The sequence below is a fragment of the Bacillota bacterium genome, assembly GCA_040754675.1.
In the GTDB taxonomy this organism is placed as follows: domain Bacteria; phylum Bacillota; class Limnochordia; order Limnochordales; family Geochordaceae; genus Geochorda.
In genome coordinates, this window is record JBFMCJ010000089.1 from 1 (window position 1) to 10,829 (window position 10,829).

Annotated in this window: 10 protein-coding genes; 5 read left to right on the top strand and 5 right to left on the bottom strand. The window is 67.8% G+C overall.

The features are described from left to right. The coding region (locus AB1609_07255; protein MEW6046264.1) for an ROK family transcriptional regulator at positions 1-641 on the bottom strand (641 nt) is incomplete at its 3' end. Positions 642-871: 230 nt separating this feature from the next. Here AB1609_07255 and AB1609_07260 point away from each other — a divergent pair. The 3 genes from AB1609_07260 (at position 872) to AB1609_07270 (ending at position 6,705) form a co-directional block, all read left to right on the top strand. Beyond that, positions 872-3,151 (top strand): acyl-CoA dehydratase activase, encoded by a 2,280-nt coding sequence (locus AB1609_07260; protein ID MEW6046265.1) that lies wholly within the window; start codon positions 872-874, stop codon positions 3,149-3,151. A 12-nt stretch (positions 3,152-3,163) separates the two neighbouring features. After that, positions 3,164-5,977 carry an acyl-CoA dehydratase activase-related protein gene (locus tag AB1609_07265; GenBank protein ID MEW6046266.1) on the top strand — a complete coding sequence of 938 codons (2,814 nt, stop codon included), beginning with the start codon at positions 3,164-3,166 and terminating at the stop codon, positions 5,975-5,977. Between the two features lie 131 nt (positions 5,978-6,108). Next, positions 6,109-6,705, top strand: coding sequence for a hypothetical protein (locus AB1609_07270; protein ID MEW6046267.1), 597 nt, complete (start codon positions 6,109-6,111; stop codon positions 6,703-6,705). 38 nt (positions 6,706-6,743) lie between these two features. Here the strand turns inward: AB1609_07270 and AB1609_07275 are convergent, their stop codons facing one another. Together AB1609_07275 and AB1609_07280 are read right to left on the bottom strand one after the other, a co-directional pair. Further along, entirely contained in the window at positions 6,744-6,959 is a 216-nt protein-coding gene (locus AB1609_07275) for a hypothetical protein (protein ID MEW6046268.1), read from the bottom strand. Positions 6,960-6,982: 23 nt separating this feature from the next. Then, the gene (locus AB1609_07280; GenBank protein ID MEW6046269.1) at positions 6,983-7,180 is read right to left on the bottom strand and encodes a hypothetical protein; all 198 of its coding nucleotides are present in this window, start codon (positions 7,178-7,180) and stop codon (positions 6,983-6,985) included. A gap of 229 nt (positions 7,181-7,409) precedes the next feature. Here AB1609_07280 and AB1609_07285 point away from each other — a divergent pair, with 229 nt between their 5' ends. Continuing rightward, entirely contained in the window at positions 7,410-8,306 is an 897-nt protein-coding gene (locus tag AB1609_07285) for a DNA adenine methylase (protein ID MEW6046270.1), read from the top strand. On the opposite strand, the gene AB1609_07290 is transcribed toward AB1609_07285, so the two are convergent. Together AB1609_07290 and AB1609_07295 are read right to left on the bottom strand one after the other, a co-directional pair. Next, positions 8,215-9,147 (bottom strand): DMT family transporter, encoded by a 933-nt coding sequence (locus AB1609_07290; protein ID MEW6046271.1) that lies wholly within the window; start codon positions 9,145-9,147, stop codon positions 8,215-8,217. The genes AB1609_07285 and AB1609_07290 overlap by 92 nt on opposite strands. A 97-nt stretch (positions 9,148-9,244) precedes the next feature. Next, on the bottom strand, positions 9,245-9,841 hold the full coding sequence (locus AB1609_07295; GenBank protein ID MEW6046272.1) for a hypothetical protein: 597 nt from the start codon (positions 9,839-9,841) through the stop codon (positions 9,245-9,247). Positions 9,842-10,112: 271 nt separating this feature from the next. Here AB1609_07295 and AB1609_07300 point away from each other — a divergent pair, with 271 nt between their 5' ends. Continuing rightward, positions 10,113-10,799: a DUF3307 domain-containing protein gene (locus AB1609_07300; GenBank protein MEW6046273.1), complete on the top strand. Its 687-nt coding sequence runs from the start codon at positions 10,113-10,115 to the stop codon at positions 10,797-10,799. Positions 10,800-10,829 lie beyond the last annotated feature (30 nt).

Here is a 10,829-nt window from a genome sequence, read left to right on the forward strand (position 1 = left end):
TAAACGAGCAGAAGGTCCTCCGCCGCACGCACTTCGGCAGGGCCAAACCAGTGAGCCGCCAGGGCCATGGACGACACGTTATGGGTCACCGTGACCGGAATGGAGGAGATCCGTTCCTGGAGCAGCCGTTGGATGGAAACATTCTTCCAGCCCAGAACGGCTGAGTAGCGGACGTGGCCTAACGCGGCATCGACGATCCCGGGCACCCCGATGCCCGTCGCCACCGGCGGGGCATGGTGGCCCCGCCGGGCCCTGTCCAGCAGCCCTTCCACGATGGCGGCCGCGTGCTCGACCGCTGCCTCGGGAAGGAGGGGAGCGGAAACCGCCACGCGTTCCCGTTCGAGGACACGGCCTTTAGGGCTCACCAGCACCGCAGAGATGGCGTCCGGCTGGATGTGCACGCCGATGACGGCCAGCTTTTCGTCCAGGTCGAGAAGAGCGGGCGCCCGGCCCACATGGGCCCGGGCCGGCTGGCGTGCGCTGCCAATCTCCCGGAGCAGCCCTTCACCGATGAGCCCCGCGGTGATGCGGCTGACCGCCCCGCTTGTGAGCCCGGTCACAGACCCGATGTCGGTGCGGGACACCGGCCCGCGCTGCACGAGCAGGCGGAGAATGGCTAAGCGGTTACCGACGCGGGCCACCGCGGAATTGTAGGCCCGGGTTGGGTGAACGGGTAGAGCCCCGTTGGCCGTAGCCCTCTTCCTCCCCTCACCGGTTACTGAAACCGTTCGAAAGGGCCGGGGCCGTTTCCTTCCTTCAGCAGAAAAATAATCCGGCGCTGGGTCTTATAGGCTTCCAGATCGGGGGGCATACTCTCAACCGCGCGCTGCTTGGCAGATGCGCGGTGTTCATCGTCGAGGCGGTTGGCGACATGAAGGCGAGCGGCATGGCAGCAGACCCCTCACGCGAGGTTTACGTGGGCATCGACATCGGTTCAGCTACGGTCAAGGTGGTCGGCATCCACCGGGAGCCCCACCTCGCGGGCCGGCCCGTCTACCTGCGCCACGACCAGTTCCCGTCCCCGACCGATGCCCTTAAAGCCGCGCTGCGCCGTTACCTGGAGTCGGTGTCCGGATGCCGGGTGGCTGGCATCGGCACGACGGGCAGCGGGCGAGAGCTGACGCGAAAGCTCGTGGGCGCGGACCTGGCGCGCACGGAGATCTTCGCCCACGCCGTGGGGGTGACGCACCTCGTACGGAGCGGGCAGGTCTGGAAGAACGGGGAGCGGATCGACAGGGTCGGGGCCGTCGTCGAGATCGGCGGCCAGGACTCCAAGGTGATCGTCTTCAGCGACGAGGGGCTTCCCGCGTACTTCAACATGAACACCATCTGCTCCGCGGGCACGGGGGAGTTCCTGAAGCAGCTCGCCGACGAGGCCGGCATCACCCTGGACGAGTTCGGGCGCATCGCCCTGCAGAGCGCAAGGCCGGCGGCCATCGACGCCACCTGCACCGTCTTCTCCAGGCGTGACTTCAGGCACCTGACTCAAAAAGGGGTCCCGCTGGCGGACCGCTTGATGGGCGCCTGCCACGCCATGGTACGCAACTACCTGGTCAACGTCGTGCAGGGGCGCCACCTGCCGGGTCCCGTCTTCTTCCAGGGCGGGGTGGCCTTCAATCCGGCGGTGCGGCGTGCCTTCGAGGAACAGCTGGGGACGCCCATCGTCGTCACCCCCCACAACGACGTGGTGGGTGCCCTGGGTATGGCGGTCATCGTCAAGGAGGCGATGCTGGGGCAGCCCGAAACCACGAGCCAGTTCCAGCCGGGTTTTTTCGAGCGGCGTTTCGACAGCCGCATCCGCTACTGCCACGGGTGTCACAACGCCTGCGAACTGGCACAGCCGTATGAGGAGCGGGATGGCGGGCAGGTCACCGTGCTGGAGACGCTGGGCGGCCGGTGCGAAGGTGCGAAGAACCCCCGAAACGTGCGCGAGTTCCCCCAGGGCGTCAAGGCTCTGCAGGTTCCCGTCATCCGGGAGCGGCGGCGCGGGCCGGCGTTCGACGTGGTGAACCCGGGTGGACGCGGGGCGCGCTCGTCGGCGGGGCGGTATTTTGCCGGAGTGGACGGCGGCTCTCGCGGCACCAAGTACGCCCTGATCCGCAGCCTTAAACCAGGCGACCCGGCAGCCGTCCGAGGCATGGCAGGACCGCTGGACGTGGAGGTCGTGGCGGCCGGCTCGGTGGATACGGCCGGCGACGCCATCGCGGCCTGCATGAAGGCCCTGAGCCGGATCAGGGAGGCCCTCCCGTCCGGTGCAGAGCTGTCCGGTATCGGGACGACCGGCAGCGCCGGCGAGCTCATCCGCGACATCGTCACCCGCCGCGAGCACGAGACAGCCGACGCGCGCTGCACGGAGATCGTGGCGCACTACGCCTGGGCGAGCTATTGGGTGCCTGACGTGGGGACCGTCATCGACATCGGAGGCAACGACGCCAAGATCATCGCGGTGGGCGACACCGGCCTGGACTTTGCCATGAACGACAAGTGCGCCGCCGGGACAGGCTCCTTTCTGGAGGCGGTGGCTCGCCGCTTCAACGTGCCCGTCGAGCGCTTCGCGGATGTGGCGCTGGAATCTCGCCACCCGGCGCGCATCGCGGGCCGCTGTGCGGTGTTCGGCGAATCGGACATCGTGCACAAGGCCCGGATCGGCTTCGCTCCACGCGATCTGTTCCTGGGGCTTGCCTTCGCGATCTGCCGGACTTACCTCTCCGACGTGGGCCGGGGCAAGCTGCTGCGCGTCCCGGTCGTGGCCCAGGGGGGAACTTTCCTAAACCGCTCGGTCCAGCAGGCCTTCCGCGAAACCCTCGGGCTCGGGCCCGACGAGTTCATCGTGGCCGAGGACGTGCGGCACGTTCTCTGCGCCGCCGCGCTGGGGGCGGCCCTGATCGCCAGGGGGCGCTGGGAGCAAGGTTATGAGAGCCACTTCAAGGGCTTCGACCACATCCAGGGGAGCACGTACACGACCGTCACGACCACCTGCACCCACCCCCTGTGCCACCGCCGGTGCGAAGGGGTCGTGGCGCTGCTGGAAGACGGCGTTCCCATCGCGGGCTACAAGGCGATCGACTGCCACCTGGGGTTTTTTTCGGGAATGATCACCGGGCTGACGGTGCGGCGCCACGTGGAAAGTCTTCTGCCAGTCAGGGAGTGAAGTGAAAAAGGGATGGAGCCTGCCGAAGCCGCCGTCGAGACCCCGATTGGACCCCGTCGCGAACTCGAGCCCAACGGGTCAGGGCGCAAAGCCAGGGTCGGGCTCGTGCTCGCCTTCACCGGCCATTACATATCCGTGCAGGTGCTGGCCCGTTTCCTGGAGCTGATGGGCCTGCAGGTCGTGAAGAGCCGGGTCACCACGCCTCGGATCATCGAATACGGGACGACCCTGGCCAGCGCCGACTTCTGCATCCCCCTGCGCGTCTACGTGGGCCACGTCGCGAACCTGATCCAGGAGCATCCCGACCTGGACGCCCTGGTCGCGCCCAACCTCCTCAGCGAGGACGGCGTCAGCTCCACCTGCTCCAAGTACCGGGACGTGGGCGGGATCGCCATCCGGTCGCTCGGGAATACCGTCGGCTACCTTCTGCGCCACTGTGGCCGCGCCAACACCGCCTGCCTCGCCAGGCTCGTCGGCGAAGAAGCGATCAAGGCCCGCGTGCGGCGCACCGAGTCTCTGCCCCTCTTCGTCACGCCCAACATCCGTTCCCTGGATCGCGTCGAAATGCGCAACGTCTGCTATGACGTCTACGCCGATGTGATGAAGTGGCCCAAGGCCACGAAAGCGGCGCTCTTCCTTCCCGCCCGGGCGAGGGCTTGTCTGGCGCCCGAGGTCGCGCGACTCGAGCAGGCCTTCGACCGCGCCTTTCGTGAAGTGGTCGAACGGCGCGGCGATAGCCTGGCCGCCGTTCTGGCCGATCCGGCGAAACCGCGCCTCGCCCTCGTGGGCCGCCGGTACCTGGTCAACGATCCCGCCCTGACGTGCGAACTCAAGATCTGGTTCCAGAAGCACGGGGTCTGCGTGATCACCGCCAGCGACGTTCCTCCCGAACAGCTCCGCCCCGCCTACGAGGCCACCGACGGCTACTACGACACCCACAAGGAAGGACAGGCCTTCATCAGGTGGGCCATCGACAAGGTGGACGGCTTCATCTCTCTGGGAAGCTTTGGATGCCATCCCGATGCCTTCCAGGTCGACTACCTGGCCTGGTATGCGCGCTCGCTTGGGGCGCCCTGCTGGACCTTCCGCTTCGACGAGTCGGCCGGGAGCGCGGGCTTCCACACCCGGTACGAGACCATCCTGGCCTTTCTCCAGACGAGGCGCGACCAGCGCCTCGCACGCTGCCAGGCCGGCACGGGAGCCGGGGCAGCCGCAGGTGACGGCGCCGCGGCAGCCGTCTCCACGGGGGCCGGCGGTAAAGACGCGCCCCCCGCCGACCCCGAGCCTCCCGTTGCCATCCCCAAGCGCGTATCCGGCCGGCCGGGCCAGTTCGGCGAAGCGGATACGCGCCTTCCCGACTCCGGCCAGGGCCGCCCGGCAACCCCAAGGAAGCCCCTGATCGCCTGGCCTTACATGGGAGAGACCCTCAACCTGCTCGTTGAGGAGGCCTGCTACCAGCTCGGGCTGCAGGATTACGCTTTCCCGCCCGAGCCGCTGGCCGAGGAAGCCTTGCTCCTCGGAAACAACCGCTACACGGAGGCATGCTCGCCGTACGCCTGTAGCACCGGTACGCTCAAGCTGACGCTGCGCAGAGCCCTGGACCGGATCGAGCAGGAGGCCGCCCGCCAGGGTCGCCCCGTGGAACCCCGGCGCATCCTGGTGCTCATGGCGCGGGGAGAGGGGCCCTGCACGTTCGGCTGGTACGCCATCGTCCAGAAACACCACCTGCCCGAGGAGTTCCGTAGCCGGCTGGCTGCCGGCGGCCACACCATCGAGATGGCCACGATGGGGCTGGACGGCTTCGTCGATTTCCTGCGGGACCTGAGCCAGCTCGGCAACGCCGATCGGCTCAAGCCTGTCCTGGATTTCGTCGAGGCGTGGGAGAAGGGCCTCGACCGCCTTGCCTGGATGACCCGGACCCGCCTGCGGATCAGGCTCATGTGGGCCATAAAGCGGCTGACTTCGCCCCTCTGGGCCAAGCTTGAGGCAGCTGAGGCCCTGCGGGCCCGCTCCCTCATCCTTCGAGCGCACGAGCTCGAGCCCGGGAGCGTGACCGCCGCCTATCGCCGGGCGATCGAGCTGCTGAGGCAAGCACACACCCCAAAGGCGGTCGCGGCCGCCCTCCGGGAGGGCATGGCCATGCTCGAGGCCGTACCCCGTGACACGAAGGTCAGGCCCCGGGTGGTGGTCGTGGGCGAGATCTACGTGGTCCTCACGAGCTTCGCCAACCGCGGCACGATTGAACACCTCCTGGCGCGGGAGGGTATCGAGGTGGTGGAGGGCGTCACCCTGAGCGAGTTCATCCGCAACAGCCTGCGAGAGATGAAGTCACGGGCCTGGCGCAACAAGCGCGGGGTGCGCCCGGTGGTGCAGTGGCTGCGGCGCCGCAACGTGTACATCCTCGAACCGCCCCCTCGCAGCCCCGAGGCGCGGCCCTTCCTGGTCCACGACGTGGGCGGCGATGCCATGCCTACCGTCGCCCACGCGCGGCACCACATCGAGGAAGGGTGCGACGGCATCGTCCACGTCTACCCCTTCAAGTGCATGCCGGAGGGCATCGCCAAGGACGCCGTGAAGGAAATCGCCGACCTTTACGGAGTGCGCTGCCTGCCTCTGTCTTTCGACAAGGAGACCGAGATCGAGCGCCTGCGAACCGAGGTGAGCACGTTCGCCACCCTGCTTCACGCTGAGCTGGCCCGGGACGGATCGGGGGACCCCGCACGCTACCGGGCTCGGAAGCGGGCGGAGATCGCCCGGCGCAGGGAGATCGGCCGCCGGGTGGCACAGCTGTACGCGGCTTACCGCCGGTCTCGCCATACCGGGTAGGGCATATCGGTCGACGCCCTCCCGCCACCGGGGAGCCTGGCTGGCGCTTTCTCCGAGGAATGCGGGCCGCGAAGGGGAATACCTCCCGGGGCCCCAATATGGCAACTCATTCCACGGGGAGGCGACCGGCGGTGCCCCTTCAGCCCGGATCCCTGAAGCGAACGATGTCAGGCGTGGGCGTTTTGGTGGGGGTGGTAGCGTTGCTCGTCACCCTCGGCCTGCCGGCCTTGGCTCAGGCCCCGTCGGGGCAGCTGACGCCCCCACCGCCCGTGACCGAGCCGCAGGCTGTTCCCGAGGAAGTCCAGCCTCTCCCCGAGGCCTGGGCCAGGATCGGCCATCTCTTCATGCAACTCATAGACGCCCGCATCCAGCTCGAGGTGGAACAGCGCGTGGATGCCTTGGTCCAGCAGCGGCTCCGGGAACCGCTGACCGCTCTCGAACAGCGTCTCACCGAGACGACGGACGCCCTGCAGAACCGGCTCGTGGAGTCCACGAGTTCGCTGGAACAGCGCCTGGTTGAGGTCACCAACGACTTCCGGCTGGCGCTGGACGACCAGAAGAGCCGCATTGCGGCCCTTGAAGAGCAATCCGCGCAGCTTCGCTCCCAGCTTCAGGCCAAAGAGGCCGAAGTGGCACGGCTGCGTTCGGACGTGCAAGCACTGCAGCGCCGGCTATGGATCGCCATAGGGGGAGCCGTCGTGGCACTGATTGTCGCCGTCGTGACCTGAGCGCCGGGCTCGAGCGGCGAGGTGGGGCCGAGCGCCTGCTAAAGCTGCTGCTCGGACTGTTCGTTCGACTGGATCTGGCTGCAGTACTGCATGATCTGGGCAGCCAGCTGCCGCACCGCCGGGCTGGTGGACTTCTGCTCGAGCTGCTGTGCCAGTTGCCCGATCTCCTGCAAGAAGCGTGCATTGCTCTGTTGCAGTTGCTGCTTGGCCCGCCCGAGCGCCCCCGGCTGGCCCACCGGCTGGAAGTGGGTCATGGACGTACGCCCTCCTCGGTGTGCTAGAGCTGTTGTTCGGTCTGTTCGTTGAACTTGACCTGGTTGGCCAGGGTGTTGATCTGGCTGGCGAACTGCTTCAACGACTGATCGGGTTCGAGCTGCTCTGCCTGCTTTGCAAGCTGCACGATCTCGGTGAGGAATTGCTGGTTCGTCCGGCCAAGGGCCTGTTTTGCCTGTTGATGCTTGGGTTGGGTGGGCATGGGTCCTCCCCCTCGGGCATGCTTGCGTGAACAGTGTTGGTATGCCCCGTCTCACCGGAAGTATGCCCCGGCGTTCCGGTTGCGGACGCAGCCCCAGCACCTTCCAGTCGGACGACAGCATGGGCGCACGTTTCTGGCAGGCCTGTGCACCGGTAGGAATCGAAGCCTTGACCCCGTAGTTTGCGGCGTGTGAAGGGCAAAGTCACGGAGCCGGGGGCGGCGGAGGGTTTTGCGGGCGACGCCGATCGTCAAATGGGCCGGGGGCAAAGGCCAGCTGCTGCCTCGGTATGCCAGGTACCTGCCGGATCCCGGAAGTTATGACGCCTACCTGGAGCCGTTCGTGGGGGGCGGGGCTCTCTTCTTCTACCTGGCGCCCTCCCTCAGGGGGAAGTTCGTCTGGCTCAACGACAACAATACAGAACTCATCAATTTGTACCGGGTCATCGCGGCCGATCCCGAGCCGCTCATCGAACGCCTGCGCGAGTACCGGGACGGGCATAGCCGGGAGCAGTACTACCGGGTCCGGGCCGCCGAGCCGCAGGACCCCGTGGAGCGCGCCGCCCGGCTGCTGTACCTCAACAAGACGTGCTACAACGGCCTGTATCGCGTCAACTCCAGGGGGCAGTTCAACGTTCCCATGGGGCGGTACGGGAAGCCCGCGATCCTGGATGAACCGGCGCTCCGTTCGGCCCACCGGGTCTTTCGCGACCTTGACGTGGCCTTCAGCGCCGGTGACTTCGAAGAGGCTGCGCAAACAGTGCAGCGGCGGGGCATCCGGCGGGCATTTGTCTACTTCGATCCGCCGTATCAACCCATCAGCGAGACCGCCTACTTCACGGCCTACACTTCCGACGGCTTCTCCGAAGACGACCAGCTGCGGCTCGCGGCGCTAGCCCGCCGCCTGAAGGACGGCGGCCACCTGGTCATGGTTTCAAACTCGTACCATGCGCTCATCCGGGAGCTGTACGAGGGGTTCACCTTGATCCCGGTGCAGGCCAACCGCGCCATCAACTCCCGGGCGGACGGCCGGGGCGCTATCTACGAGTACCTAATACTGGGCTATCCCGGTGGCTCGCAAGGCCCCGCAAGACCGCCGGGGCGTCGGTGCGTTTCCCCGCCCGGTTGACCAGGATCACCCCCGCGATTGCCAGCGCCCCGCCAACCACCTCCGTGAGTGAGGGCCGCTCACCCAGCACTCCCCAGGCGATGGTGAGGGCGAGCGCCGGGTTGAGGTTGAGAAAGCTCGTGACAAGCCCTGTCGGCGCTCTCGATAGCGCAAAAGCCCAGGCCGCGTAGGCGACGGCCGACGGGAACAGCCCGAGGTACAAAGCGGCCAGAGCGTCCTGTGCCGGTGCGGCGGCAAGCTGCCGGACCAAGCCCGGGGCGAACACCAGCATGGGTAGCGTTCCCGCCCAGGAGAAGTAGGCCGTCAGCTGCACCGAGCCGTGGCGCGCGCTGAGCGGTTTGTGGAACACGAAGAAGACCGACGTGGCCAGGGCGGCGATCAGCACCAGCAGCCCCCCTGTCGTGACCCGGAGCCCCTCGCCGGTTCCGGCGCTGATCAGCGCAATCCCGGCAAAGCTGACGCCCAGCCCGAACCAGCCCGGCGCACTGAGCCGCTCCTTCAAAAAAGCGTGGGACAAAGCCGCGGTGAAGGCGGGGGTCGTGGCGACGATGAGGCTGGCCGTGCCCGCAGGCACGGACACCTCGCCGAAGTTGAGCGCCGTGTGGTAGACACCGATTCCGACCACGCCCAAAAGCAGCAGGCGAACGCGGTCCGCGGGGTGCGGCATGGGCATCTTCGTGGCCAGGGCGTAGACCAGGAACGCCAGCGACGCTACAGCATACCGGGCCAGTGCCAGTTCGCCCGGGCCGAAGGCGCGCAGCCCGATGCGGATCGCGCTGAAGGCGGAAGACCAGAAGAGGAGCGTCAGCGTAACGGCAGCAAATGTCTTTGCGTCCAGCATGATCCCATCATGCTACGGCCGGCCCCGCGGGACAACCCCCAGGAGCGCGGGCCGGCCAGGGCGCGGCAACCGGGGCGTGACGGTCGAATTCCGGCCCCTACCGGTGGGAGACTTCGTGGTCAGCCGCCGCATCGCCGCCGTCGAACGCAAGCGGTGACCCGAGCCGGCGGCCGCTGACCCACGGCGCCCTGAGGCCTCCTGACGTGCTCGCCTCTCGTGCCCGCCTCGCCGACCGGCGCAGCCGCTGCAGCACCTCAACAAGCCTGCCCGCTTCAGCATCGAGACACCGGCCTTCGGCCTGGCTCCCTTCGCCGCCCGGACACCGCACCCGCAGAGCGTGGGCAAGAGCAGCGAGTTCTGCCGCAGCCGCCTGCAGCTCGCTGACGAGGCTGCATATCGGGCTGCCGGCGTCGGCCTTGCCACCGGCGAGGCCGCGAAGTGGCACAAGGCCTGACCCTGCCGGCGAAGCGGGGAAGTAGCCCCCGCCCGGGCCGCTGCGCACCTCGAGCAGCCCCATCTTGACCAGTTGGTGCGCCTGTTCCCGTGCGTGCGTCCACGAGATGCGCAGCTCTCTGGACAGCATCGCGGACGAAACGGGCCAGACGTAGCTCGCCTGGCGGCTGTAAATGTATTCGAGGATGATCTGCTGCAACCGGGTGAGTTCTCTCTGGCTCTCAACAAGCCGGGTCGCCACGGCACTTCACCCCCGCCTGAACATCCTTGTCGCCTCCGCTGCCTCGATGATGCCGTGCGCGCGAAGCCGCCTTATGCGGCAGATGTCACACAAGAGAGGAGAAAGTTGAGCCGGGGCGAACCCCGCCCATCAGCGGGAGGCGTGGCGCATCGATGCCGCCCTCACAACCTCCGGCGGCAACGCATAAAGACGGCTGGTCACTCGCCGGCCACGCTCACCCGGATCGGCCGGGGGGCGCTGCTCGGCGGGGAGGCGCCCGCCTGAAGCGTTTATGTGGGACTTCGTCTTCCGCCTGGTGCTCGCGCACTTCCTTGCGGACTTTGCGCTGCAGTTCGACGGCCTCTACCGGCTCAAGCAGCGGGGCCACCTGGGACTGGCGGCGCACTCGGCCGTTGTGCTGGCCTGCAGCCTCGCGCTGGCGCGGCCTTACCTGGCCCCGGTGAGCGTCGGCCTCGTGGCCGGCTTGACGGCGACCCACTATTGCCTCGACTACCTGAAAAACAACTGGAGGCGCTACCCCGCGGCCCTGGCCGGCTTCCTGCTGGATCAGGTGGCCCACCTCGGGGTGATCCTGCTCGTGGCCTTGCTGTGGGCGCAGTCTGAGGGGGCGGGACGTGGCGCCCCTGCCTGGGTCATCCTGGCGCCGGGCCTCATTGCGGCGACCCAGTTCATGAGCTTCGTGACGTACTACCTCGATCGGTCCGGGCAGGGGTACCCGGCCCCTTACCGCCGCCGGTACGCCGCTCTTGCGCTTCAACTGGTGGCGTACGCGGCGGCCGCGGGCGCCGTGCTCGGGAGCCGCCCCCTCTGGCTTTCAGCGTCGGCGGCAGCCGCCGCCGTTCAGTTCGCCACCGGCAGGAACGCAGGCCCCCAGGGCCTTACCGCCCGATGGGCGGGGCCGCTGGGGGCCGTCTTGCTCGGGGCCGGTGCAGCTATGCTTGCCCGGCTCGGCGCTTAGAAGGCGAATTCCGTGCTGACCGTCAGCGAC

Coding starts and splice junctions, on each gene's coding strand:
- AB1609_07290 (MEW6046271.1), bottom strand. CDS start 9,147: ATGCTGGACGCAAAGACATTTGCTGCCGTTACGCTGACGCTCCTCTTC.
- AB1609_07260 (MEW6046265.1), top strand. CDS start 872: ATGAAGGCGAGCGGCATGGCAGCAGACCCCTCACGCGAGGTTTACGTG.
- AB1609_07300 (MEW6046273.1), top strand. CDS start 10,113: ATGTGGGACTTCGTCTTCCGCCTGGTGCTCGCGCACTTCCTTGCGGAC.
- AB1609_07265 (MEW6046266.1), top strand. CDS start 3,164: ATGGAGCCTGCCGAAGCCGCCGTCGAGACCCCGATTGGACCCCGTCGC.
- AB1609_07280 (MEW6046269.1), bottom strand. CDS start 7,180: ATGCCCACCCAACCCAAGCATCAACAGGCAAAACAGGCCCTTGGCCGG.
- AB1609_07275 (MEW6046268.1), bottom strand. CDS start 6,959: ATGACCCACTTCCAGCCGGTGGGCCAGCCGGGGGCGCTCGGGCGGGCC.